This window comes from Sorangium sp. So ce321, assembly GCF_051530195.1.
Lineage (GTDB): Bacteria > Myxococcota_A > Polyangia > Polyangiales > Polyangiaceae > Sorangium.
On record NZ_CP150329.1, the window covers coordinates 7,669,805 to 7,693,890 of the forward strand.

Genomic DNA, 24,086 nt, shown 5'->3' on the forward strand with positions numbered 1-24,086 from the left:
CGATCGTCCAGCGCTACCAGGTGATGACCTGGTCCTCCGCCACGCCGAGGACGTCCCGGAGCTCGAGGACCCGCCCGTCGGGGACGCGGACCGTGCCCGAGCTGAGGCCGATCGGCTGCAGGAACTCGGACGCGAGCACGCCGAGGTTCGTGTGGTTCGAGTGCGCCGCGCCGGGGATGAACCGGAGATCGACGGAGCCGTCCGCGGTCCGCACGTGCCATGGGTCGAGCGGCCGCGCGGCATCGAAGGTGAACCGGCCCTCGGCGAGCGGGAAGAGATCGCCGTCGACCCAGAGCGCACACTCGGCGTCGCCGACGAACCCTTCGCCCACGTTCAGGCCGACGCGCTCGCCGCTCTGCGCGCGCCCCATCGCGATGGCCCAGCGCCAGGTCGTGCGCCGCGGCATGAGGCCGCTCGTGTAGTCGTAGCTGGCGAGCGCTCCGTCGAGCGTGATCCGGCGGCCGAGCACCAATGCCTCCCCCTCGACGCCGAGGAGCTGCCGCTTCTCGGTCGCGATCAGGACGCCGCCTGGCGCCTCCGAGATCACCGAGATCGCCGGCGGGGCGACGCGGCTGTCCAGCCGCGCGCGGAGGTCGAGGCCGCGGAACGCTGCGGCGACCGTGACGCTCGCCTGCCCGCGCGGGCGCTCGATCCGCACGCGCCCGCGGGGTAGCCAGGCGCGCGCGGAGCTGCCCTCGCCGCCCACGTCGCCCACGCTCGCCGCGAAGGGAGGTCCGAACGTCGAGCGGTCCACGAGCAGCCGCCGGCCCGCCTTGTCGAAGACGACGCCGAACGTGTTCGCGACGTAGCCGAGGTGTACGACCGCGGCGGCGATGAAGACCTCGTCCGACGCGATCGCCACGTAGGTCCACCGCTTGTGCCTGAGCACCCGGTCGAGCATCCGCGGCGCGAGCTGCGCGAGATCCACCCGAGGGAGCTCGCCGCGGTAGGAGCCGACGCGCGCCGCTCCCGTGATCGGATCGAAGATCGCATCGGGCGGCGTGGTGAGCTCGCGCATCCAGCGAGCGTAGCGGCGGCGCGGGCGACGCCCAAGGTGGGCGACTCCTGAAACCTGGCATCCATGAAATGCGACGCGCGCTGCCCGGCGCGGCCGTCTGGCTCACGCCGCCACCGCAAGAGGCGACGCGCGGCGGCGCCGGAGCGCTGCGCGCCCTCGGATCCGCCGCTAGACTCGCTTCATGATCGACGCCATCGCCACGCCACCGAGCCCCCAGAACGAGCCCGTCCTCGCGTACGCCCCTGGCAGCCCGGAGCGCGCGGCACTCAAGGCGGAGCTCGAGCGCCGGGCGCGGGAGACGATCGACATCCCGATGGTCATCGACGGCGAGGCGGTCCGGACCGGCGAGATCGACGAGGTCCGCGCGCCGCACCGGCGCGACCTCCTGCTCGCCCGCGCTCACCAGGGCGGCGCCGAGCACGTGGCGCGCGCGATCGAGGCCGCCCGGCGGGCGCACCCCGCCTGGTCGAGGACGCCGTGGACGGCACGCGCCGCCGTGTTCCTCAAGGCGGCCGAGCTGCTCGCGACCCGGTACCGCCCCGTGCTCAACGCGGCGACGATGCTCGGGCAGAGCAAGACGGCGTTCCAGGCGGAGATCGACTCCGCATGCGAGCTCATCGATTTCTTTCGCTACAACGTCCACTTCGCCCACCGGATCGCGGCGGAGCAGCCGGCGAGCGCGCCCGGCATCTGGAACTTCGCCGAGCCTCGCCCGCTGGAGGGCTTCGTCTTCGCGGCGACGCCGTTCAACTTCACCGCCATCGCGGGCAACCTGTCCGCGGCCCCGGCGCTGATGGGCAACACGGTGGTCTGGAAGCCGTCGGCGAACGCGCTGTACTCCGCGCACTTCGTGATGGAGCTCCTGATCGAGGCGGGCCTCCCGCCCGGCGTCATCAACCTCGTGATGGGCCCGCCCGAGCTCGTGTCGAACGCCTGCCTCGATCACCAGGACTTCGCCGGCATCCACTTCACCGGGTCGACCGCGGTCTTCCAGTCGATCTGGCGACGCATCGGGGAGAACATCGGGCGCTACCGCAGCTACCCGCGCATCGTGGGCGAGACCGGCGGCAAGGACTTCGTCTTCGCGCACGCGAGCGCCGACGTCGACGCGCTCGCGGTGGCGCTCGTCCGCGGAGCGTACGAGTACCAGGGACAGAAGTGCTCGGCCGCGTCGCGCGCGTACATCCCCCGCTCGCTGTGGCCGGCCCTCAAGGACCGGCTCGTCGGCCACATCCAGGCGATCCGCATGGGGGACGTCGCCGACTTCCGCAACTTCATGGGCGCGGTGATCGACGGGCGGGCGCACGCCCGACTCACGGAGCGGATCGCCGCGGCGAAGAAGGATCCGGCGTGCTCGCTCGTGTGCGGCGGCGGCGGGCGCGCGCACGACGGGAGCGAGGGCTGGTTCGTCGAGCCGACGCTCATCGAGACAACGGACCCGCGCCACCGCTTGATGACGGAGGAGCTGTTCGGGCCGGCGCTCACGGTCTGGGTCTATCCCGACGGCGAGGAGGCGAGGGCGCTCGCGCTCTGCGACGAGACGTCGCCCTACGGCCTCACGGGCGCGGTGTTCGCGCGGGACCGGGCATTCATCGAGACGGCGAGCGACGCGCTCCGCTTCGCCGCGGGCAACTTCTACATCAACGACAAGCCGACGGGCGCCGTCGTCGGGCAGCAGCCGTTCGGCGGCGCGCGCGCGTCCGGCACGAACGACAAGGCGGGCAGCCTGTTCAACCTGCTGCGGTGGGTCTCACCGCGGGTCGTGAAGGAGACGTTCGCCCCGCCGCGCGCGGTCCCCTACCCGTTCATGGCGGCGGAATAGTCGCGCTGCGCACGTCGACGAGGCGGAGGGCCCCCTCGTTCAATCCTCCGGCGAGTAGTCGCACGCGCCGCTCGCGAGCTGGTCGCAGGACCAGTCCTCCTCCTCGTAGCATTCGGCCTGGTGTTCGATCGCGTCGGCATAGGAAGCGCGATCGGACAGGTCGAGGCACAGGGTGACGCAGGTGCCCTTTCCGGATCCGTCGGGCTGGCACTCGGCGTTCTTGGCGCAGACGACCTCGCAGGGTTCGCTGCCCGAACAACCGAGCGCGAACGACGCGAGAGCGAGGAGGAGGGCGAAGGTGAGCGCGGGACGGGGCATGGCGGAGGCTCCAGCGACCATCGGAACACGCGGCGGGGCCGGCGGCGAGAGGCGAGCAGGGCGACGACCACGGAAGGCGAGAAGGGCGACGACCGCACGCCGCGGCTCGTTCTCTTCCGCCGGCGGCTCCCCGCGGGCGGTTCCCCGGGCTCCCCGCCGGCAGCTCCCCGCCGGGGCCCTCCGGACGGCCCGTGATATAGCCGAACCTCCATGAAGGTCCGCAACTCGCCCGCACGGGGTGGGCTCCTCTCGCTCCTCCTGCTCGTCGCCTGCAGCGCTGGCCCCCAGCGCGGCGCGCTCGCGTCGCCGCCGGGGCTCGCCAGCGCCGCCTCGGGGACGACCTCACCCACGGCGACGGCTACGCCGCCCGAGGCCCCCGCGCGCGCCGACTTCGACCCCGTGGCGCAGGGGATCACCGCGGACGGGGTGAAGCAGCTCTGCGACGACCACCTGCGCGCTGCGGAGGTGCACCTCGACGCGATCAGGGCGCTCAAGGAGGCGCCGCCGGAGAAGCTCACCTACGCCGCGACCCTCGGGCGGTTCGACGACGCGGTGCTCGAGGTCAACAGCGCGGGCGACTTCCCGTACCTCATGGGGGTCGCGCACCCGGACGCGGCGGTGCGAGAGGCCGCCAGGCTGTGCGAGCCGAAGGTCGACAGGTTCACGACCGCGATGTGGCTGGACGCCGATCTCGCCGCCGTCATCAAGGCGTACGCCGAGAAGGGCGAGCCACCGAAAGGAGAGCGAGCGCGGCTCCTCGCCGACGTCCTCCGCGACCTCCGCCGCAACGGGCTGTCGCTGCCGCCAGACCGGCAGCAGCGCCTCCGCGACGTGAACGAGCAGATCACCCGCATCGGCCAGGAGTTCATGTCGAACCTGTCCGCGTCGATCGGATCGATCGAGATCGCGCCGGCCTCCCTCGATGGGTTGCCCAAGGAGTACGTGGCGAAGCACCCGCCCAAGGCGAACGGCAAGGTCGAGATCAGCACCGACTACCCCGACTTCTTCCCGTTCGTCACCTACGCGAAGGACCGCAAGGCCGCGCTCGATCTCTACGTGCTCTTCACCAACCGCGGCGGCGACAGGAACGTGAAGCTGCTCGAGCGGCTCCTCGCGCTCCGCTCGGAGAAGGCGAAGATGCTCGGCTACAAGAGCTGGGCCGAGTACGCCATCGAGCCGCGGATGGCCAAGACGAGCGGCGCGGTGCGCGCCTTCCTCGACCAGGTCCGGACCGCGCTGAAGGCGCCCGCCAAGGCCGAGTTCGCCGAGCTGATGAAGGAGCACGTGCGGCTCGGAGGCAAGCCGACCGACAAGCTCCCGCCCTCGGAGCGCTACTTCCTCGAAGACCGGGTCCGCGCGTCCAGGTACCAGTTCAGCTCGCAGGCGCTCTCGGACTACCTCGAGATCGGCGCGGTGAAGCAGGGGCTCATGGACATCACCGCGCAGATGTACGGCGTCGAGTACAAGGAGGTCCCCGCGAAGGCCTGGCACCCGGACGTGACCGCGTACGAGGTGCGCTCCGAGGGCAAGGTGGTCGGAAAGTTCTACCTCGACCTCTACAGCAGGCCCGACAAGTACAAGCACGCGGCGATGTTCGCCGTGCGCACGGCGAAGCTGCTCGACGACGGGTCGTGGCAGACCCCGATCGCGGCGCTCGAGTGCAACTTCCCGAAGCCGGGAGCGCAGCCGGCGCTCATGTCCCACGAGGACGTGGTGACGTTCTTCCACGAGTTCGGGCACGTGCTCCACCACCTCCTGACGCGCTCGGAGCTCGCCTCCTACTCGGGGACCGCGACGGTGCGCGACTTCGTCGAGGCGCCGAGCCAGATGTTCGAGGAGTGGGCGTGGTCGCGCGAGGTGCTCGATCGGTTCGCGAAGCACCACGCGACCGGCGAGAGGATCCCGGAAGATCTCTTCCAGGCGATGACCCGCGCGCGCGGCTTCGGGCGGGCGCTCGCGACGCAGCGGCAGCTCACCCTCGCGTCGATCGATCTGGAGCTCCACACCCGCGACCCGGGCCTCGACACGACCCTGGTCGTGGAGCAGGCGCAGCGCGCGAACGAGTCGTTCGCCTTCGTGAAGGGGACGCACCTCCAGTCGAGCTTCGGGCACCTCATCACCTACGACGCGGGCTACTACGGCTACCAGTGGGCCCTGTCGCTCTCGCGCGACGTGCTCACCCGCTTCAAGCGGGAAGGCCTGATGAACCCCGCTGTCGCGCGCGCCTTCCGCGACGAGGTGCTCGCGAAGGGCGGTGGGGTCGACGCAGGAGAGCTCGTCGCCCGCTTCCTCGGCCGCCCGCCGAGCCACGACGCGTACCTCGCCTACCTCCAGGGCAAGGACTGAGCGCGCGAGGACGAGCCGGCGCGCCGGCGCTGATCGCGGCGCGCCACCAGCGCTCTAGGGCTGGATCGCCACGCCGAGCTCGTCGCGCAGGGCGTGGTAGGCGTCCGAGACGCTGAACGAGAGGAGATCGCCGATCTTCTCCTCGGCCGTCAGCACGCCCGGCGCGTCCGCGCGCGACAGCGACGACGCCGCGATCGCGAGCTCGCCGGTGAGGAGATAGCCGACCCGGGCAGCGCAGCGCTCGACCGAGCCCGCCCAGTGGGCGAGATCGAGCGGCGCGCGGATCTCGTACAGCTCGAACACCGCGGCCTCCAGCGCGTCGCGCTCGGCCTCCGACAGCTGCTCGTCGAGCAGGGGCATCAGCCCCAGCACCGCGCCCTCGAGCTCGGCTGGGACAGGCTCCGAGGGGCGCGCCAGCCTGACCGCCGCGGCCAGGCAGATGCCGAGCTCCTCGAGCGAGGGGAAATGGAGGAGCAGCCGGTGCGGGCCGACGTGGTACGCGACGTGGCTGCCCACCAGGAACGCGAGCTCGGCGGCCGTCCGCCCGCGGAGCGCCTCGCCGCCGACGAGGACGCTCGGCTCCTCGACCGGCACCGCGGCGACCGCGATCGGCGCGTCCTTCCGGAGGTAGACCGCCGGCGTGGTGAGCCCGAGGCACCGGCTCGCCCACGCGAACAGGCGCACCACGCCCGCCGCGTTCCGCTCGGCGTCCGCGCGCGCGGCCGGATCGAGCCTGGGGAGCTTCTTCTCCCGCGTTCGCTGCGCGAGCCGCGCGCGGATCGCCGCGTCGGCGACCGACGCGAGCACCTCCTCGAGCGCGCGATCGCGATCGGCCGCGCGCAGGAGCTCCCACGCCGAGAGGCTCAGACCGCGCTCCGGCTGGACGAGGCCCGCCGGCCGGTGCTCCTCGAAGAGGAAGCGCTCCCGCGCCTCGGCGGCGCCGAGGTACACGGCCACGCTCGCGGCGGACCAGGCCTGGTCGGTGCGCCGCAGCTTCTGGAACGTGTCGAACAGGTCGTGGAACACCTGGACGTTGCCAGGCTCGAGCACCGCCGCGGCCTGGAGGTGCGCGGCCGCGCGCTCGAACCGGCCCGCGCTGCGCGCGAGCGACGCCGCGCTGAGCCGCCCCGCGACGTCATCGGGCCGCTCGGCCACCGCCCCCTCGAACGCATCCAGCGCCGAGCCGGGATCCTCGAGATGGTCGCGGAAGAGCAGGCCGAGGCGGCGGCACAGCTCCCAGGTGACGTCGCTCCGGACGCGCGGATCGACGATGCGCTGCGCCCGGTCGAGCATGCGCCTGTACGCGAGCTCCAGCTCGCCCCACTCCTGGCGCGCCGACAGGAGGACCGCGAGGAGCGCGAGCGGATCGAGCAGCGTGGGGTCGGCGTCCAGCGCGCGCTCGAGCAGCTCGATGCCGGCCTGCTCGCGCGTCACCTCCGTCAAGGTCGCGCGGGCCTCGCCCTGGATCGCCGTGCGCGCGAGCTCCAGGAGCGAGGCCGCGCGCTGCCGCGGGTCCTCCACGAGCTCGATCAGGCGGCGGCGCGCGTCGAGCGAGGCCTCGAGGTCGCCAGCCTCCTCGTAGAGCCGGCCCAGGCTGCGCAGGACAGCGGCGTCGTCGGCGCGGAGCTCCCGCGCCCGCTCCAGGAGCTCCCGCGCCCGGTCCGGGTCCCCGGCGATGATCTCCCAGCGCTCGGCGAACTGGACGAGGAGCCCGAAGCGGTCGGCGTCGCCCTCGACGCGCGAGAGGAGCCGCTCCTCCGCGGTGCGCAGCGCGTCGAAATCGCGCTCGGCGAGGTGGAGCTCGGCCAGCGCCTCGAGCGCGGGGCGGTGCTCGGGCGCGAGCGCGAGCGCCTTCTCGAAGCCCTGGATCGCCTCGCGGTGCTTCTCCTGGCGCCACCTGGCGTGCGCGATGCGCAGGTACACCTCCGCCCGCGCGTCGCGCGCGGCCCCGACGAGCACGAGCGCCTTCTTGTACGCGGTGAGCGCCCCCTCCAGGTCCCACGCGGCGGCGAGCGTGTCGCCGGCCGCGAGGTACTGCGCGGCCGGGTCGTCCGGCGCCGGCGCGGGCGTGGTGGCGATGTCGCCTCCCCCCACGGCATCGAGCCGCGGGCCCGCGGGCTCCTCCGCCGAGCCCCCTCCCGGGACGCCGTCGCGCGGGACGAGCACATAGAAGGAGCCCCGCCCGCGCGCGCGCACGAAGCACGGGATGGCGCCGACGAGGTCGTGGCTCTCCTGCACGCGGCGGGCGATCGCCCCCGCGGTGAGCCCGCGCTCCGGCTCCGCCTCGTCGAGGTGCTCGACGAAGGCGCGGGTGAGCACGGACGGCAGATCGGCGTCGAGCGACCCGATCGGGTGGGCCGCGACGAGCAGCTCGATCCCCGTCGCCGTGGACGCGACCGCCTGCTCCGCGGCGGCGACGACGTCGCGGGAGGCCGCCCCGGGGGCGTGGTGGCACTCCAGGACGAAGAGCACCTCCCCGCGCGCGCGATCGCGGAACACCGCGGCGATGTCGCTCAGCGCGTCGCCCATGCCGGGGTTCTCGGGGTCGAGGCAGAGGAAGAGCTCCCCGTCCGGCGACAGCGCGACCGCGGTGGACGCGTAGAAGAGGAGCAGGGTGGAGGCCTCGTCGCGCGCAGCTTCGTCCGCGTCGACCAGCGTCTTCCTCGTCGCCACGAGCTCGTCGAACATCGTGTCCAGCTGCTCGGCGAGATCCCGGGCAGGATCGACGTCGACCACCCGGAAGCCGGCGTCGTCCAGCGAGAGGCGGGCCCGGATGAGATCACCGTCGAGCGAGCCGGGGGCCGGCCGCTGATCGCGGTGCAAGCTCGGCGTGGCGACGATCGCCAGGCGCATCAGATCGCCCTCTCCTCGGTGCGTGCCCGCATCTAGGCGAGCAATCTACCCAGGGCTGCGCCCGAAGCGAAGCGAGTTGCATCCTGCGCGCAACTCCGCCGCAGTAAGGTCCCTGGGACGAGACATCACTCCGGGAGAGGATACCCATGAGCAAAGGCAGGAGTCGTTGGTGGACGGAAGCGCCCGGCAGCTCCGGAAGAGCTCGCGCCGCGGCGCTCGCGCTCGCGGTCGCCCTCGCGCCCGGCTGCGGCAGCGTGTGCGACGAGGCAGCGGAGCACACGGAAGAGTGCGGTTACGAGGGCAGCGACGCCGCCGAGGAGGCGTCGTGCGAGGGCGACGTCCGCTGCGCCTCGGAGTGCGCCGCGGGGGCGCCCTGCGGCGCGTTCGACGGGACGGACGCGGCCGCGTTCGAGCGGTACATGAGCTGCCTCGACGCGTGCTGAGCCGGCGCGGAGATCAGCAGACGGCCCGGACGAGCGCCGCGCCGTCCGGCGGCCGCTCGTCGTCCGGGCCGAGGCACAGCAGCGACAGCTCCTTCCAGGCAGCCAGCCCCTCGCACCCGAGCGGCTCGAGGCGCACGATGACGTCCTCGAGCACGCGGCCGTAGCCGTAGACATCGTCGCGCGGGTCGCTCGGGCGGCCGGCGAGCCGCTCCGGGGAGACGTACCCCGGGCTGCCGCCGGCCGACGGCGCGCCGCGCGGCCTGGCCAGCCCGAAGTCGCTGAGCACGGGCTCGCCGAGGTTGCGCAGCAGCACGTTGGCCGGCTTGACGTCGGCGTGGACATAGCCGCGCTCGTGGATGCGGGCGAGCGCGCGCGCGAGCGGGCGCGCCCACCGCGCGACCGGCGCGAGCGCCGCCGCGTCGCCGGCGCGGAGCACGTCCCGGACCGAGCCGCGCGCGATCCACTCGAGCGCGATCCACCCCTCGTCGGGGTCCGCGTCGAACACCCGCACGACGCCGGGGCCGGCGAGCGCCGCGGCGAGCCGCACCTCGCGGGTGACGTGCGCCCGGTCGCCGCCGCGCCCGTGGTAGACCTTGAACCCGACGCGCCGGCCGAGCACCTCGTCCTCGGCCTCGTAGACAGCGCCGGCGCCGCCGCGCGCCACCTCGCGGAGCAGGCGGAACGGGGTCTTGCCCGCCGAGGGCGCGAGGAACGTGACGTCCTCCACGCGGGCCGCGGCCGGCCGCTCCGCCCCGAGCGCGGCGCGCCAGCGCTGGTGGCGCTCGCGCGCGCCGGGCGCGCCGATCTCCCGGACGAGCACCCGCTCGATCGCGCCGACCGCGCGCGGGAGCTGCCCCAGCGAGGCGTAGAGGTCGGCCGCGAGGACGAGCCCCTCGGTCGAGGACACCGGCTGCGCGCGCGCCGCGCTTCCGCGCTCACGCGACGCCGCGGCGCCCTCGAGCACCGAGAGCGCGCCCTGCTCGTCGCCCCGCGCCGCGAGGAGATCCGCGCACGCCACGCGGACCGGATCCGGGAGCACCCGCTCCTCCATCGCCGCCACGAGGTGCGCCACGGCCTCGGCCTCCTGCAGCGTGCCGCGCGCGCGCCGGAGGACCGCGATCACCTCTTCCGTCGACGGCCCTTGCCGGGTGCCGGCGCTCCGCAGGCGCGCGATGTCGTCGCCGCCTTCCTCGCGCGTCGGGCGGCCGCGCGCGTTCGGATCCGCGGGCGAGCGCGCCGCGTGCGCGCTCGGGTCCGCGTCCGGCGCAGCGCCGCCGCCCGCGCCTGCCGGCGCGCCGGGCGCCGCGCCGCCGAGCCGCTCCTTGAGCCGCTGCCACAGGCTCACGCCGGCCCGCCCTCCCCGCCGCCGTCGTGCCGCGCCGGAGGCGCCTGGCCAGCGGCGGACAGCCGGAAGACCGCCGTCCCCCCGCGCGCCGCGGCGATCGCGTCGCCGGCGCAGAGCTCGACAGACGGCGCGAGCTGGTAGTCGCCCAGGAACGGTGGCGGCGCCCCCGGCGGCGTCTTCAGCACGACGAACGCCGCCGCGCCCGCCCGCTCGAGGCGGATCCGCCACGGCCCGACCGGCAGGTCGCCGAGCGGCGCCACGAAGCGCTCGCCCGCGAGCTCCACCACGCAGCCCTGCCCGGTCCCGGGCGCGATCGCGCACGGCACCTCCCCGCCGAGCAGCAGCTGCACGCCGCGGCCCACCGGCAGCGGCGCCGTGAGCCGCGCGCCGGCCAGGGTCGTGCCGTTGCGCGTCCCGAGATCCTCCACCTCGATGCCGGACGGGCCGCGCCGGATCCGCACGTGCGTCCTGCTCACGGCGCGGTTCGCGACGACGAGGGTCGCCTCGCCGCGGCCGATCGTGACCTCGTCGCCGAGCGCGCAGCGCAGGACGGCGCCGCCGAGATCCAGCGTGAGGAGCGGCCCCGTGAGGAGCCGCGCGCGGATCGCGCGCAGCGCGTCCGCCACGCGCTCGCCGTCGCGGCTCCCCCCGAGCCACGCCTCGGCCACCGCGATCGCCTCGCGCCGCTCGGCCACCCGGTCCAGGTCCGCGATCTTCCGCAGCGCCGCGGCGAGCTCACGCTGGTCCCGCTCGGCGGTCATCGAGGCGCGGAGGCGCTCCTCGAGCCGGTCGATCGCGCCCGCCGCGGCGAGGACGCGCGTCTCCGCCTCGGTGTCGCCGACCAGGGCAAAGGCGTCCGCCGCACGCTCGAGCTCGCCCGCCGCCTCGAGGTCGCGCGCGACCGCCAGCACCTCGCTCCGCATCGCGCTCGCGCCCCGCGCTCGGACCAGATCGAACGCGAGCAGCGCCTTGCGCCCGAGCGCCGCCCGCTTGAGCTCGGGGCTCTCGGCCGTGCGGGACGCCGTGGCGCAGAAGGCGATCCGCTTCTCGACGCTCCGCTCGGCGTCCGCGCGGAGCAGGAGGACCCGGGCCGCGTCGTCCGGCATCCCGGCCTCGATATAGAGCTCGACCGCCCCCGCGAGATCGCCGGCGAGCTCCCTGGCCTCTGCCGCCCTGCGTCGGCTGTCCCCCCGCTTGAGCCCGAACCACTCAAAGAGACTCACGCAGCGCCATCCTCACCATCCGACATCCTACCCTTGATGCGCGCCCGCCCCAACCGCCAGCGTTGACTCCCTTCCTCGCCGCCCGCAGGATTTGCGGCCTCGATGTCGACCACCAACCGCCTCGGCGAACTGCTCGTCCGCGAAAAGCTCATCAGCCTCCAGCAGCTCAGGCAAGCCCAGGAGGAGCAGCGCAAGACAGGCCAGAACCTCGGCTACGCGCTCGCCAAGCTCGGGTACATCTCCGACGGGGAGATCACGAGCTTCCTCTCCACGCAGTACCGCGTCCCGGCCGTCGCCCTCGACGAGTACGAGATCGACGCGGAGGTCTCGCGGCTCGTGTCGCGGGAGGTCTGCGAGAAGCACAAGATCATCCCGATCTCCCGCTCGGGGACGGCGCTGGTCGTCGCGATGGCCGACCCGACGAACCTCCACGCGATCGACGACATCAAGTTCCTGACGGGCTTCAACGTCGAGCCCGTGGTCGCGTCCGAGACGGGCATCACGGAGGCGATCGAGCGCGCCTACAACGTCGGCCCCTCCTACGACGAGGTGCTGAGCGAGTTCGGCGAGGAGGAGGTCGGCTTCCAGGTCGAGGCCGACGACGTGAACGTCCTCGAGCTGGAGAAGGCCGCCGAGGGCGCGCCCGTGGTCCGGCTCGTCAACGCGATCCTCCTGAACGCCATCAAGAAGGGCGCGAGCGACATCCACGTCGAGCCGTACGAGAAGAAGCTCCGCGTGCGCTACCGCGTCGACGGCGTGCTGATGGAGGAGATGCAGCCGCCGATCAAGCTGAAGAACGCGATCGCGAGCCGCCTCAAGATCATGAGCTCGCTCGACATCGCCGAGCGCCGGCTCCCGCAGGACGGCCGCATCAAGCTGAAGATGGGCAGGGGCCGGGAGATGGACTTCCGCGTCTCGGTGCTCCCGACGATCTGGGGCGAGAAGATCGTCCTCCGCCTGCTCGACAAGTCGAACCTCCAGCTCGACATGGCGAAGCTCGGCTTCGACCCGAAGCCGCTCGCCGACTTCAAGTGGGCGATCGGCCAGCCGTGGGGCATGGTCCTCGTCACCGGCCCGACCGGCTCCGGCAAGACGACGACGCTCTACTCGGCGCTCTCGGATCTCAACCAGATCGGCGCGAACATCAGCACCGCCGAGGATCCGGTCGAGTACAACCTGCACGGCATCAACCAGGTGCAGATGCACGACGAGATCGGGCTGAACTTCGCGATGTCGCTGCGCTCCTTCCTCAGGCAGGACCCGGACATCATCATGGTCGGCGAGGTCCGCGACTTCGAGACGGCCGAGATCGCCGTGAAGGCGGCGCTCACCGGCCACCTCGTGCTCTCGACGCTGCACACGAACGACGCGCCGGCGACGATCTCGCGCCTCCTCAACATGGGCGTCGAGCCGTTCCTCATCACCGCCAGCGTGAACCTCGTGCTCGCCCAGCGCCTCGCGCGCAAGGTCTGCTCCGACTGCCGCGTCCCGATGCGCGTCGAGCCGCGGGTGCTCCTCGACTTCGGCTTCACCGAGCAGCAGGCGGCGCGCGCGGAGCTCGTGAAGGGCGCGGGCTGCAAGACGTGCAACGGCTCGGGCTACAAGGGCCGCGTCGCGCTCTACGAGGTCATGCGCTTCACCGACTCGCTGAAGGAGATGGTCCTCCAGGGCGCGTCCACGGCCGAGCTCAAGGCCGCGGCCATCAAGGGCGGGATGCTGACCCTCCGGATGAGCGGGATCGAGAAGGTGCTCGCGGGCGTCACCACGACCGAGGAGGTCGGCCGCGTGACGATGGGGGACTGAGCGCATGACCACCGAGATCGTCGGACAGCAGGAGGGCCTCCGGTACACGCTCCAGCAGCTCCTCCGCGCGATGGTGGAGAAGGGCGCGAGCGACATGCACATCACGAGCGGCACGCCGCCGCTCCTGCGCATCGACGGCACGGTGGTGCCGCTCAAGCTCCCGCCGCTCATGCCGAGCGACACGAAGCAGCTCTGCTACTCGGTGCTGAGCGAGGAGCAGGTGGCGACGTTCGAGCAGCGCAACGAGCTCGATCTGTCGTTCGGCATGAAGGGGCTCGCCCGCTTCCGCGCGAACATCTACATGCAGCGCGGCGCCGTCGCGGCGGCCTTCCGGCAGATCCCCTTCCGGATCATGAACTTCGACGAGCTCGGCCTGCCGCCGGTCGTGCTCGACATCACCGCCAAGCCCCGCGGCCTCGTGCTCGTGACCGGCCCGACCGGCTCGGGCAAGACGACCACGCTCGCGAGCATCATCGACAAGATCAACGCCGAGCAGCGGCTGCACATCCTCACCATCGAGGACCCGATCGAGTACCTGCACCCGCACAAGCTCTCGCTCGTGAACCAGCGCGAGATCGGCTCCGACACCGCGTCGTTCAAGGACGCCCTGCGTTACGCCCTGCGCCAGGATCCGGACGTGGTCCTCGTCGGCGAGATGCGCGACCTGGAGACCGTCGAGTCGGCGCTGACGATCGCCGAGACGGGCCACCTCGTCTTCGCCACGCTCCACACGAACTCGGCGATCTCGACGATCAACCGCATCATCGACGTCTTCCCGCCGCACCAGCAGTCGCAGGTGCGCCAGCAGCTCTCGTTCACGCTCGTCGCCGTGATGACGCAGCTGCTCCTGCCGCGCGCGAACGGGCCGGGGCGCGTGATGTCGATGGAGGTGATGATCCCCAACGCGGCGATCCGGAACCTCATCCGCGAGGACAAGCTGCACCAGATCTACTCGCAGATGCAGATGGGCCAGGCCGGCAGCGGGATGCAGACGATGGCCCAGTCGCTCGTCTCGCTCTACCAGCGCCGGATGATCACGCTGGAGGAGGCGTTCGCCGCCGCCGCCGACCCCGACGAGATCCGGGCGATGCTCGAGCCCCGCCAGGCCATGAGCTCGCGGAGCAACCACGCGAAGCAGCCCTGATCGGGCTCCCCTGCCCTTCGGTTCACCCTGCACGCTCGACGCGCCCGTCAGCTCACCGCGCCGCCGGCGGGGCGCCGGCGCTCATCCGTCGAGGGCGCGAAAATCGCCGCAAATTCCGCCCTGTGGAGAGAGCGCTCCACACTTTTTTGACATCTACCCAACCGTTCAGTAGGTTCCGCCCGATGCAGGGGCTCACCGAGCGACAACAGCAGGTGCTTCATTATATCCGGCAGTCGATCAGCGAGCGCGGGTACCCGCCGACGCTGCGCGAGATCGGCGCGCACATGGGGATCCGGTCGACGAACGGGGTGAACGATCACCTCCGGGCGCTCGAGCGCAAGGGGTACCTCACGCGCGAGGACATGAAGTCGCGCGCCCTCCGCCCGCGGGACCTCGACGGCGGCGCGAGCGGCGGCGCCGAGCTGCGCGGCGCGCTCGTGGGCGGCGCCAACGACGCCCCTGCGAACGACCAGGAGGACGACCTCGTCGAGATCGCTGTCGTCGGCCGGATCGCCGCGGGCCTGCCCATCCTCGCCGAGGAGCACGTGCTCGATACGGTCCGGATCGAGCGGACGCTCGTGCGCGGCGGGCGCGAGGTGTTCGGCCTGCGCGTCACGGGCGACTCGATGATCGAGGCCGGCATCTTCAGCGGCGACTACATCTTCGTGCGCCGGCAGCTCACCGCGCAGCGCGGCGACATCGTGGTGGCGCTGATCGGCGACGAGGCCACCGTGAAGTACTTCTTCCCGGAGAAGGACTACGTCCGCTTCCAGCCGGCGAACGCCGCGATGGCGCCCATCCTGGTCCGGGCGAGCGACTTCAAGCCCGCGATGCTCCTCGGCGTGGTCGTGGGCGTCTACCGGAAGCTCTAACCTTCCTCTCCCTTCCCCGAGCCGGTTGACGCGCGCCGAGCGCCCTTGATAGCGTCGCGACGACCGGACGGACGGTCCAAGGGGCCCGCTCCAGAAAGAACGCGATCGTGACGACGCACGGGCGGCGATTCGGGACTTGGATTTCAGGCGCGGGCATGGTGCTCGCGGCCGCTCTCACCAGCGGCTGCGGCGGTGCCATCTACGCGTTCACCGCGAACTCGGCCTCGAGCAAGCTCGAGACAGCCGAGGCGCTCGGCGCGGCGAAGTACGCGCCGTACGAGTACTACACCGCGAGAGAGCACCTCTGGAAGGCTCGGGAAGAGGCCGCGGCCGCCGACTACGGCGACGCGATCGACTTCGCCGACGTCGCGGAGGAGTACGCGGAGAAGGCGATCACCCTGGCGAAGCAGGCGCACGAGGGCGCTGGTCGATGAGCATTCGAAGAACGCGCCGCCCCTCGCGACGCCGCGCAGGCATGGTCGCTGTCGTGGCGTTCGCAGGGTCCGCCCTGTCGTGCGCGCAGGTGCCGGTGATGCGTGGCGACATCGAGGCGCTGAGCACGATCGCGAAGCAGGCGGAGCGCAACGGCGCGCTCCGCTGCGCGCCGCGCGAGCTCGCGATGGCGAAGTCGCACCTCTCGTTCGCCACGGTCGAGCTCGATCAGGGCTTCTTCGCCCGCGCGAAGGAGCACCTCGACATCGCGAAGGCGAACACGCACGCCGCCTACGATCTCTCGCCGCCGCAGAAGTGCGCCGAGCGCGGGTTCATCGAGGAGGCGCCGCCGCCCAAGCCCGGCGACTGCGACGGCGACGGGCTGCTCGACCCGCAGGACAAGAAGTGCCCCTGCGACGCCGAGACCTGGAACGGCTTCCAGGACGACGACGGCTGCCCGGACGATCCGGACACGGACGGCGACGGGCTCACCGACGGCAAGGACAGCTGCGTGCTCCTGCCCGAGGACAAGGACGGCTACCTCGACGAGGACGGCTGCCCCGAGCTCGACAACGATCTCGACACGGTCCTCGACACGAACGACAAGGACAGCGCCGGGAAGAACTGCGCGAACGACCCGGAGGATCCGGACGGCTACGAGGACGCCGACGGCTGCCCCGAGCCGGACAACGATCAGGACACGGTGGTCGATCTCGAGGACCAGTGCCCGAACGAGCCGGGCGTGGTCGGCGGGGACAAGCCGGGCTGCCCGAAGAAGCCGAGCCTTGTCATCGTCACCGAGAAGGAGATCAAGATAACCCAGCAGATCCACTTCGAGTTCGACAAGGACAAGATCCGGCCCGAGAGCTTCCCGATCCTCGACGCCGTGGTGGAGGTCCTCCAGCAGAACCCGAAGATCAAGATCGAGATCCAGGGCCATACGGACAACAAGGGCGCCGCGGCGTACAACAAGAAGCTGTCGGACCGGCGCGCTGCCTCCGTGAAGAAGTACCTGGTGTCCAAGGGGATCGACGAGACCCGCCTGACGTCGAAGGGGTACGGGATGGAGCAACCGATCGTGCCGAACACGTCCGATCAGAACCGCGCCCTGAACCGGCGCGTGCAGTTCGTCCGCACCGAGGCCGCGGCGCCGCAGCAGTAGTCAGGCCGTCGCGAGGGCTCCGCCCCGCGTGTCCTGGCTACGCGCGACGTCGGCCGCGCAACCCCGGAGCCGGATGCGGCTCCTCTCCTGAAAGCAAGCGCCCGTCCCCAGCACTTCCTGGAGGTTTGAACCCGTGTTTTTTCGCCGTTCACGCCGCGTTCGTCTCGCCTTCGCTCTGACTTCGCTGTTCGTCCTCGGCGCGCCGGCGGCGGCCGGCGCCGCCGGTGAAAAGGACGCGGAGGCGATGAAGCTGCACAACCAGGCGATGGACGACGACTATCTCTCTGTCGAGTTCGACAAGGCCGAGAAGAAGCTCCGAGACGCCCTGAAGCGGTGCGAGAAGAACGCGTGCACGAAGCCGGTCGTCGGCAAGCTGCACATCGCGCTCGGCACGGTCTACGGCGGCGGCAACAAGCTCGATCAGGCCCGGGCGGAGTTCGTGCTGGCGCTCCAGGCCGACCCCAAGGCGGCGCTCATCGACGCGCTGACGACGCCGGAGCTGGCCCAGGCGTTCAAGGAGGCCCAGAAGGAAGCGCAGGCCGCCGGCAAGCCTGGCGCCGACGAGACGTCGGGCGAGGCTGGCGGCAAGAAGGCGGCCGCGGGCGACGTCCCGCACACGCCGGTGGCCGAGCAGGCGGTGAACACGCCGGTGCCCGTCTATATCGAGATCCCGGAGGAGATCGACGCGGCCAAGGCGACCCTGCGTTACAAGCCGTTCGGCTCGCCGAAGTGGAAGTCGCTGGAGATGACGCGCATGGGGGACGGCTTCGGCGCCGAGATCCCGTGCGAGGATGTCACGACGACCGGCGACATCCGGTATTTCGTGATCGTGAGGGACGAGGCGGGCGACCCGGTGGGGACCGCTGGCTCGATGCAGGCGCCGCACCGGGTGCCCATCAAGAACGAGATCGAGCAGGAGCCCTCGCTGCCCGGCCAGGAGCCGCCGAAGCGGTGCGCCGCGAAGGAGGACTGCCCGCCTGGCCTGCCGGGCTGCCCCGACGCCGAAGGCAAGCGCGGGGACAAGGCCTGGGGCTCGACCTGCGAGGAGACCGTGGAGTGCCAGTCGGGGCTCGTCTGCCTGAACGGGACCTGCGAGCAGGGGGCCGACGAGGGCGGGGGTGGCGGGGCTGCGGGGCGTAAGGGCAACCGCAATGTGATCGGCCTCTGGGGGGAGCTCGACCTGCTCCTCGTGCGCGGCACGGATTACGTCTGCTCGGGCAGCGACGCTGCCTACGCCTGCTTCTATTCGGGCGGCGAGGGCCATCAGTTCTACGGTGAGCCGGCGGATCTCCCGGGAACGAACGGGGTCAAGGGCGGACTGAGCCCCGCGGGCGGTCGCGTGATGCTGTCGTACGACCGCCAGATCTTCTCGGATCTACCGTTGCTCCTGGGAGCGCGGCTCGGGTTCGCCTTCGGCGGCTCGCCTACGTCCGAGGACACCCCACCGGCGTGGACGGGTGACGAGAAGCAGAACCCTCACCTCCAGGCGCTCAGCTTTCTGCCGTTCCACGGGGAGATCCGCGCCACGTACTTCTTCCTCGGAGATCGGATTGTCGAGAAGGGCGGCTTCCGCCCGTACGCGTTCCTGTCGCCCATCGGCCTCGCCCAGGTGAACGCCTCGGTGCCGGTGGACGTGTGCGATCGTCGCCAGGAGGACGGGTCGCTGCAGAACGGCATCGGCAGCAACCGGTGCCCATCGAACTCGCGCTTCGTCGAGAACCTCGACGCTTTCCAGATCACCGGGCGGAACTTCTCGGGGTTTGGCGCGGGTGTGGTCTACGGCATCACCCCGAACCTGGGTGTATCTGCCGAGTTGAAGGTGATGCTGATGTGGCCGACGCTCGGCCTCGTCTTCGCCCCCACCATCGGCCCGGTGTTCGCTCTCTAGCGTTCCCCTGCCCGCACGCTCCCGCCAGCCCCGCTACGGCCGCAGCGCGAGGCGCGCCCGCACAGGAGACGGGCCCAGCTCGGCGTTTTCGGCGCGCAGGCGCATTCCACCCCCTCTTGCCCGCTCCGGCCGCAGCGCGAGGCGCGCCCGCACAGGAGACGGGCCCAGCTCGGCGTTTTCGGCGCGCAGGCGTACTCCAGTACGCCGAGCACCGAAAACGTCGAGATGGGCCCGTATCCGAAGCGGGCGCTTCTCGCGCTAGAGCTCGAAGCGTTCGGTGGTGAGCAGCTGGTAGAGGGCGTAGAGCGCGCCAGCGTCGTGATGCTCGAACCGGACGCCCGCGCGCGCCGGCCTCCCCGCCGCCCCGCGGCGGATCCAGGCGATCCGGCCGCGGAGGCTCAGCGGATCCCACAGGTTCGGGGTGGCGACCTCGAGCGTCACGGGCGCCTCGGGATCCAGCAGCTCCGACGCGAGCTGAGCCTCGGACAGCTCGATGCCGGCGCCGCCGAGGCCCAAGTCGCGGATACGCACCCCGTGCTCCTCGGTCGACTGCCGATCGCGCAGCGTCGCCCCAAGATCGACGCGTCGCCTCGCGTGAACGCGAAAGTGGTCCCGGACAGCCATCCCGGCGCATTCTCCAGTCGGCGCGAACATATCACGAGAGGCGCGCGCGGAAGCTCGTATCACCGAGCCCCGCTGCGCAGGGGCGCGGGCGCGAGCACGCGCGCCGCGCGACGCGCGGACGCACGAACACGAGCAGCGTGCTCGCCCGGTGAAGCCCATGGCTGCGTTCGGTAAAGCGACCGTCACGTGTTAGCCTTTGGGCTTCGCGGCGAACCTTGGGTAACATGCGGACCACATCCGCAGGAGCGAGTCGCGAAGTAGACCGGAGTTCTACCCTGATGGCCCAGGACACACGCAAAGATCCGCGAGCGAGAGTGCTGCAAATGACCGTGCGCTACAAGAGCGCCACGGTCGACGAGTTCATCGAGCACCACTCGCATGACGTGAGCCGTGGCGGCATCTTCATCAAGACGCCGTCGCCCTTCCCCGCTGGCACGCTGCTCAAGTTCGAGATCCGGCTGCAGGACGAGCAGGCCGTCATCGCCGGCGTCGGCCGCGTCGTGTGGAAGCGCGAGCCCGCGCAGGCGAGCGACGCGCATCCGTCCGGCATGGGCGTGAAGTTCATCAAGATCGATGAGAAGTCCAAGGCCGTGATCACCCGGCTGGTCGACGCGCAGCAGGGCGCCGGGTCGGCGTTCGAGGCCGGCATCACCGACCGCAGCGATCTGGGCGACGAAGTTCACGAAGCCGCGCTCGCCCCCGCCCCCGCGGCCGCGAACGCGCCGCAGGCCGAGCCCGCGGGCTCCAAGGCCGCGCAGGTGAAACGGGCGTCGACGATGCTCGGGCTCGGCGCGATCGGGGCGAAGGGCGACGCGGGCAAGAGCGAGGGGATGAAGAAGGCCGACCTCGTGGAGGCAGGCAGCTTCTTCCCGCAGACGAACCCCGAAAAGGAGATGCCGCCGCCCGACGAGCGGACGATGATGAAGCAGGCGGCCGAGCTGCTGAAGCAGGCGCTCGCGGAGGCCGGCGGGTCGCTGGAGGAGATCGGCGCGTCCAAGGAGCCGCTCATCGCCACCCCGCCGAAGCGGGCCGAGCCCGAGCCCACGCCGGTGCCGGTGGAGGAGCGGGTGAAGCCGTTGGCCGAGCCGGCGGCCATGCCGGTCGTGGCGGTCGCGCAGCTCGCGAACGAGCGGGAAGCGCGGGACGATGCGCCCGCCGCCGAGGCGAGGCCGGCCAGGGTCGCCGCGGCCAGGCGGCCGGCGGAGGCAACGGACAGGACGCCGGCCGAGGAGGTGCCCGCCAGGCCTGCGCGCCAGGAAGCGAAGGCGGTCGAGGAGCAGCCCAAGGCGAAGCCGGCTGCAGCCGCCAAGCCGAAGGAAGAGAAGGCGGTCGCCGCCAAGGCTGCGACCGCCGGCAAGGCGCCGCTCGCACAGGAAGAGGAGAGCAGCGGCACTGGACGGCTGCTCACCATCCTGCTGGTCGCGGCGGCGCTTTGCGGCGCGCTCTGGCTCGTCTTCGGGCAGAGCGACCCCAAGCCGCCCGCGCCCGCGCCGGTCGCGCCGACCACGCCGGAGCAGCCCGCGGCGGCGCCTGCGGTTCCGCAGGAGAAGCCTGAGCCGACGCCGACGGCGCCCGCGGCGACGGATACGACCACGCCGCCCGCGACGGCGGCGCCCACGGCGACGGGGGCCCCCGCGGCGCCCACGGCCAGCGCCACCGCGCCCGTCGCGGCGCCCACGACCACGGTGGAGCCGGCAGCGCCCACGGCCACGGCGGAGCCGGCAGCGCCCACGGCCACGGCGGAGCCGGCAGCGCCCACGGCCACGGCGGAGCCGGCAGCGCCGAAGACCACGGCGGCACCGGCGGCGCCCAAGCCGAGGCCGAGGCCGGCGGCCCCCAAGCCGCCCAAGTCGGACGATCCCTACGGTTGATGACCAGGCCGTGGGTCCCCCGCGGGAGAGGCAGCTGCCATGAGCGGCTCGGGAAGTCAGGTCGATGAGTCAGGGCTGAACCGCCCGAAGGCGGCTGCGTCCCTGGCCGTCCTGGGCCTGCTGGCCGCGACGGGCCTCGTCTGCGGCGCCGTCGCGCTCCGCAACCCCGCCGCGGTGACCGCGCTCGAGCGGGGCGCCGGCGTGACGCGGAGGCCCGCAGCGCCCGCGGCGGCGATGAGCAGCGGCGATCGCGCCAGGGCGCCGGACCCCGAGCCCACGACCGCGCCCGCGGAGCCCGAGGTCCCTGCCAAGGCGGAGCCGGCCCGGGCTCAGCCCGCGGAGGTCGAGAGCGCCCAGGCCGCGGGCAGCGCTGCGCTCGGCGCGCTCGCGCAGCGGTATCCGGAGGACCCCGCGGTCCTCAAGGCGCTCGCGCTCGCGCAGGGGCGCGAGAAGGCGGTGGCGGCCGCGCTGCTCACGACGAAGCGGCTGTTCGAGCTCGCTCCCGAGGAGGCCGGGAACGACGAGCTCAGGCAGTTCCTTCTGAGGACCGCCAACGGCGTCCCGGACGTCGCCCTCACGGCGCTCGATCTGATGGCCAAGCACATGGGAAGCCGCGGTCCCGATCTGCTCTACGAGGTGGTGACCGCGCCGAAGTTCGGCGACTGGATCAGGGACAACGCGAGCAGGCTGCTGCTCGAGAGCAGCGTGCGGCAGCTCGCGACGCCCGCGCTGCTGATCGCCGACGACCTGCGCCGGACCACGGAGTGCCCCACGAAGGCGCTGATCGCCAGGGCGCGCGACGAGGGAGATGTCCGCTCGCTGCACTACATCAAGTCCCTGCTCACCCCGCAGCGCTGCGGGCGGTTCCGTCGCTGCCTCAAGTGCGGTCCCGTCACCAAGGAGCTGCGCGCGGCGGCCAGCGTGATCGAGAAGCGCAAGAACGAGAAGCCGGCAGCAGCCCCGCCTGCGTCGAGCGCCGCGCCCTGACGCGCCTCGCCGCGGCGCGAGCCCCAACACATCACCGCTGACGCGCCTCGCGTGGCGCGGAGGCCGAGCTGCCGGGCCAGACGAACTGCCCGGCCAGACGCGCCACGCCGGGCCAGCTCCCCAGCGGCACCGGCACGGTCGCACGGGCGACTCGATGCAGCGGCTCGACTCGCAGTCACCTGGCGGCACCGGCACGGTCGCGCAGGCGACTCGACGCATCGGATCAGCTCGTCAGGGGGGCGAATCGGGGTGGGCGCAGCAGGACTTGAACCTGCGACTTCGTCCGTGTGAAGGACGCACTCTACCGCTGAGTTATGCGCCCGATTCGAGCCGGTTGTCACCCGGCCGTTTCGGAAAGACGTGGCGCTTTTAACCCAGACATCGGCGTTCGACAAGAACAACTCGCTGCCGAGCCGAACTTCTTCGAAATGCCCGGGCAATCCAGGCCTTCGCGCTCCCGGAGACGGGTCCGGCGCGGCGCCGGCCGCGGCGCGCCCCGGATCCTCTGCGCCAGCCCCGAGGGCCATGGCCCGGGGCAAGCAGCCCCTTCCTGGCGACTCGCGAGCACGCGGCCGAGCAGGGCGGGCGCTGGCGGCGCTCCGTCAGTCCAGCGTCGCGACGGCGCGCCGGAGCGCGGCGAGGCCTGCCTCGATGTGGTCCTCGTCGCAGGCATACGAGAACCGGAGGTAACCCGGCGCTCCGAAGGGGGTGCCGGCCACCGAGGCCACGTGCGCCTGCTCCAGCATCCACGTCGCCACGTCCTCGTCGCCGGCGAGCTCCTTGCCCTGGAACGAGCGCCCGCAGAGCCCGCGCACGTCGGCGAAGGCGTAGAAGGCGCCCTCCGGCATCCGGCAACGCACCCCCGGGATCGCGTTGAGGCCCTCGACCATCAGCGAGCGCCGCCGGGCGAAGGCGGCGCGCATCGCGAAGACCGCATCGCGCGGCCCGTTCAGGGCGGCGACGGCGGCGGCCTGGGAGACGGCCGCCGCGTTCGTCGTGCTCTGGCCCTGGATCACGTCGAGCGCCCGCGCGACCTCGGTGGGCGCGATGCTCCAGCCGACGCGCCAGCCCGTCATCGCGAACGTCTTGCTGACCCCGTCGACCACGATGACGCGCGGCGCGAGGTCCTCCGCGAGCGCGGGGAGCGACGCGTGCCGGAACCCGTCGTAGGTGAGATCGGCATAGATCTCATCCACGATGATCCAGCAGTCGTGGCGCCGCAGCGCGCCGACCAGCGCGAGCAGGTGCTCCTCCGCGTACGCCGAGCCGGTCGGGTTCGAGGGCGTGCACAGGATGATCGCCTTCACCCGGGGCGACAGCGCGGCCTGGAGCGCCTCCGCCGTGAGGCGGAACCCCGCCTCCTCGGTGGTCCCGACGATGACGGGCGTGGCGCCGACCAGGCGCACCTGCTCCGGGTAGCTCACCCAGTAGGGCGCCGGAATGAGGACCTCGTCCCCCGGCTCGAAGAGCGCGGCGGCGAGGTTGAACAGCGCGTGCTTCGCGCCGCAGCTCACGGTCACCTGGCTCGGAAGCGGCCGCCAGCCGCGGTGCTGCTCCGTGGCGGCGCAGATCGCCGACTTCAGCTCGGGAGTCCCGGACACGGCCGTGTAATGGGTGGCGCCGGCGTCGAGCGCCGCCTTCGCCGCGCTGCGGATATGCTCGGGCGTGTCGAAGTCGGGCTCGCCCACGCTGAAGGAGTAGACCCTGTGCCCCTCGGCGCGCAGACGCGCAGCCCTCGCCGCCATGGCGAGCGTTGCACTGGGCGCGACGGCCGACAGACGGTCAGCGAGCTTCCTCGGCATCGAGACAATGAGGAATAAAGGGGGGCCCGGGATAACGCAAGGCGCTCTCGCGCCGCAGTTGCGCGCACGGCGCGGATGTGCGTTGTGCCGCGCCAGGCTCGCTGCCGCTGCGCTTCCGTCGTCGGGCGGCTCC

Annotated in this window: 18 protein-coding genes and 1 tRNA gene; 11 read left to right on the forward strand and 8 right to left on the reverse strand. The window is 72.2% G+C overall.

Going from position 1 to position 24,086, the window contains the following annotated elements; all coding sequences use genetic code 11:
- Nucleotides 1-13: 13 nt before the first annotated feature.
- Nucleotides 14-1,018 (reverse strand): DUF2804 domain-containing protein, encoded by a 1,005-nt coding sequence (locus WME89_RS28195; RefSeq protein WP_437662851.1) that lies wholly within the window; start codon nt 1,016-1,018, stop codon nt 14-16.
- Between the two features lie 181 nt (nt 1,019-1,199).
- Here WME89_RS28195 and pruA point away from each other — a divergent pair, with 181 nt between their 5' ends.
- Nucleotides 1,200-2,840: an L-glutamate gamma-semialdehyde dehydrogenase gene (gene pruA, locus WME89_RS28200; protein WP_438002795.1), complete on the forward strand. Its 1,641-nt coding sequence runs from the start codon at nt 1,200-1,202 to the stop codon at nt 2,838-2,840.
- A gap of 39 nt (nt 2,841-2,879) precedes the next feature.
- On the opposite strand, the gene WME89_RS28205 is transcribed toward pruA, so the two are convergent.
- Entirely contained in the window at nt 2,880-3,158 is a 279-nt protein-coding gene (locus WME89_RS28205) for a hypothetical protein (protein ID WP_438002796.1), read from the reverse strand.
- A gap of 210 nt (nt 3,159-3,368) precedes the next feature.
- Between WME89_RS28205 and WME89_RS28210 the strand changes: the two genes are divergently transcribed.
- Complete coding sequence (locus WME89_RS28210; RefSeq protein WP_438002797.1) at nt 3,369-5,504, forward strand: M3 family metallopeptidase; 2,136 nt, start codon at nt 3,369-3,371, stop codon at nt 5,502-5,504.
- A 54-nt stretch (nt 5,505-5,558) separates the two neighbouring features.
- Here WME89_RS28210 and WME89_RS28215 read toward each other — a convergent pair whose 3' ends face one another.
- A complete protein-coding gene (locus tag WME89_RS28215; protein ID WP_438002798.1) occupies nt 5,559-8,357 on the reverse strand; it encodes a tetratricopeptide repeat protein in 2,799 nt (932 codons plus the stop codon).
- Between the two features lie 146 nt (nt 8,358-8,503).
- Between WME89_RS28215 and WME89_RS28220 the strand changes: the two genes are divergently transcribed.
- Nucleotides 8,504-8,800 carry a hypothetical protein gene (locus tag WME89_RS28220; protein WP_438002799.1) on the forward strand — a complete coding sequence of 99 codons (297 nt, stop codon included), beginning with the start codon at nt 8,504-8,506 and terminating at the stop codon, nt 8,798-8,800.
- Nucleotides 8,801-8,813: 13 nt separating this feature from the next.
- Here WME89_RS28220 and WME89_RS28225 read toward each other — a convergent pair whose 3' ends face one another.
- Both WME89_RS28225 and WME89_RS28230 read right to left on the reverse strand, forming a co-directional pair.
- Complete coding sequence (locus WME89_RS28225) at nt 8,814-10,145, reverse strand: serine/threonine-protein kinase (protein WP_438002800.1); 1,332 nt, start codon at nt 10,143-10,145, stop codon at nt 8,814-8,816.
- Nucleotides 10,142-11,368: an FHA domain-containing protein gene (locus tag WME89_RS28230; RefSeq protein WP_438002801.1), complete on the reverse strand. Its 1,227-nt coding sequence runs from the start codon at nt 11,366-11,368 to the stop codon at nt 10,142-10,144. The genes WME89_RS28225 and WME89_RS28230 overlap by 4 nt, the downstream gene beginning before the upstream one ends.
- A 102-nt stretch (nt 11,369-11,470) precedes the next feature.
- Here WME89_RS28230 and pilB point away from each other — a divergent pair, with 102 nt between their 5' ends.
- From pilB to WME89_RS28260, 6 genes are all read left to right on the forward strand, one after another.
- Nucleotides 11,471-13,171, forward strand: a complete 1,701-nt coding sequence (pilB, locus tag WME89_RS28235; RefSeq protein ID WP_438002802.1) for a type IV-A pilus assembly ATPase PilB — start codon at nt 11,471-11,473, stop codon at nt 13,169-13,171.
- 4 nt (nt 13,172-13,175) lie between these two features.
- Nucleotides 13,176-14,315, forward strand: coding sequence for a type IV pilus twitching motility protein PilT (locus tag WME89_RS28240; protein ID WP_438002803.1), 1,140 nt, complete (start codon nt 13,176-13,178; stop codon nt 14,313-14,315).
- A 182-nt stretch (nt 14,316-14,497) separates the two neighbouring features.
- On the forward strand, nt 14,498-15,187 hold the full coding sequence (lexA, locus tag WME89_RS28245; protein WP_437922821.1) for a transcriptional repressor LexA: 690 nt from the start codon (nt 14,498-14,500) through the stop codon (nt 15,185-15,187).
- Between the two features lie 155 nt (nt 15,188-15,342).
- Nucleotides 15,343-15,621: a DUF4398 domain-containing protein gene (locus WME89_RS28250; RefSeq protein ID WP_020737372.1), complete on the forward strand. Its 279-nt coding sequence runs from the start codon at nt 15,343-15,345 to the stop codon at nt 15,619-15,621.
- Nucleotides 15,622-15,719: 98 nt separating this feature from the next.
- Entirely contained in the window at nt 15,720-16,781 is a 1,062-nt protein-coding gene (locus tag WME89_RS28255; RefSeq protein WP_438002804.1) for an OmpA family protein, read from the forward strand.
- Nucleotides 16,782-17,025: 244 nt separating this feature from the next.
- The gene (locus WME89_RS28260) at nt 17,026-18,669 is read left to right on the forward strand and encodes a tetratricopeptide repeat protein (RefSeq protein ID WP_438002805.1); all 1,644 of its coding nucleotides are present in this window, start codon (nt 17,026-17,028) and stop codon (nt 18,667-18,669) included.
- Between the two features lie 258 nt (nt 18,670-18,927).
- Here WME89_RS28260 and WME89_RS28265 read toward each other — a convergent pair whose 3' ends face one another.
- Nucleotides 18,928-19,452, reverse strand: a complete 525-nt coding sequence (locus WME89_RS28265) for a PilZ domain-containing protein (protein WP_438011982.1) — start codon at nt 19,450-19,452, stop codon at nt 18,928-18,930.
- A gap of 119 nt (nt 19,453-19,571) precedes the next feature.
- Between WME89_RS28265 and WME89_RS28270 the strand changes: the two genes are divergently transcribed.
- Nucleotides 19,572-21,164: a TIGR02266 family protein gene (locus WME89_RS28270; RefSeq protein WP_438002806.1), complete on the forward strand. Its 1,593-nt coding sequence runs from the start codon at nt 19,572-19,574 to the stop codon at nt 21,162-21,164.
- A 39-nt stretch (nt 21,165-21,203) separates the two neighbouring features.
- Nucleotides 21,204-22,151 carry a hypothetical protein gene (locus WME89_RS28275; RefSeq protein ID WP_438002807.1) on the forward strand — a complete coding sequence of 316 codons (948 nt, stop codon included), beginning with the start codon at nt 21,204-21,206 and terminating at the stop codon, nt 22,149-22,151.
- A gap of 250 nt (nt 22,152-22,401) precedes the next feature.
- Here WME89_RS28275 and WME89_RS28280 read toward each other — a convergent pair.
- A tRNA-Val gene (locus tag WME89_RS28280) sits at nt 22,402-22,473 on the reverse strand.
- Nucleotides 22,474-22,753: 280 nt separating this feature from the next.
- The gene (locus WME89_RS28285; protein WP_438002808.1) at nt 22,754-23,896 is read right to left on the reverse strand and encodes a pyridoxal phosphate-dependent aminotransferase; all 1,143 of its coding nucleotides are present in this window, start codon (nt 23,894-23,896) and stop codon (nt 22,754-22,756) included.
- Nucleotides 23,897-24,086: the final 190 nt, after the last annotated feature.

Bases quoted from the DNA above. Each gene is read 5' to 3' on its own strand.
- WME89_RS28195 (WP_437662851.1), bottom strand. From the start codon at position 1,018: ATGCGCGAGCTCACCACGCCGCCCGATGCGATCTTCGATCCGATCACG.
- pruA (WP_438002795.1), top strand. From the start codon at position 1,200: ATGATCGACGCCATCGCCACGCCACCGAGCCCCCAGAACGAGCCCGTC.
- WME89_RS28205 (WP_438002796.1), bottom strand. From the start codon at position 3,158: ATGCCCCGTCCCGCGCTCACCTTCGCCCTCCTCCTCGCTCTCGCGTCG.
- WME89_RS28210 (WP_438002797.1), top strand. From the start codon at position 3,369: ATGAAGGTCCGCAACTCGCCCGCACGGGGTGGGCTCCTCTCGCTCCTC.
- WME89_RS28215 (WP_438002798.1), bottom strand. From the start codon at position 8,357: ATGCGCCTGGCGATCGTCGCCACGCCGAGCTTGCACCGCGATCAGCGG.
- WME89_RS28220 (WP_438002799.1), top strand. From the start codon at position 8,504: ATGAGCAAAGGCAGGAGTCGTTGGTGGACGGAAGCGCCCGGCAGCTCC.
- pilB (WP_438002802.1), top strand. From the start codon at position 11,471: ATGTCGACCACCAACCGCCTCGGCGAACTGCTCGTCCGCGAAAAGCTC.
- WME89_RS28240 (WP_438002803.1), top strand. From the start codon at position 13,176: ATGACCACCGAGATCGTCGGACAGCAGGAGGGCCTCCGGTACACGCTC.
- lexA (WP_437922821.1), top strand. From the start codon at position 14,498: ATGCAGGGGCTCACCGAGCGACAACAGCAGGTGCTTCATTATATCCGG.
- WME89_RS28250 (WP_020737372.1), top strand. From the start codon at position 15,343: ATGGTGCTCGCGGCCGCTCTCACCAGCGGCTGCGGCGGTGCCATCTAC.
- WME89_RS28255 (WP_438002804.1), top strand. From the start codon at position 15,720: ATGCGTGGCGACATCGAGGCGCTGAGCACGATCGCGAAGCAGGCGGAG.
- WME89_RS28260 (WP_438002805.1), top strand. From the start codon at position 17,026: ATGAAGCTGCACAACCAGGCGATGGACGACGACTATCTCTCTGTCGAG.
- WME89_RS28265 (WP_438011982.1), bottom strand. From the start codon at position 19,452: ATGGGCTTCACCGGGCGAGCACGCTGCTCGTGTTCGTGCGTCCGCGCG.
- WME89_RS28270 (WP_438002806.1), top strand. From the start codon at position 19,572: ATGGCCCAGGACACACGCAAAGATCCGCGAGCGAGAGTGCTGCAAATG.
- WME89_RS28275 (WP_438002807.1), top strand. From the start codon at position 21,204: ATGAGCGGCTCGGGAAGTCAGGTCGATGAGTCAGGGCTGAACCGCCCG.
- WME89_RS28285 (WP_438002808.1), bottom strand. From the start codon at position 23,896: ATGGCGGCGAGGGCTGCGCGTCTGCGCGCCGAGGGGCACAGGGTCTAC.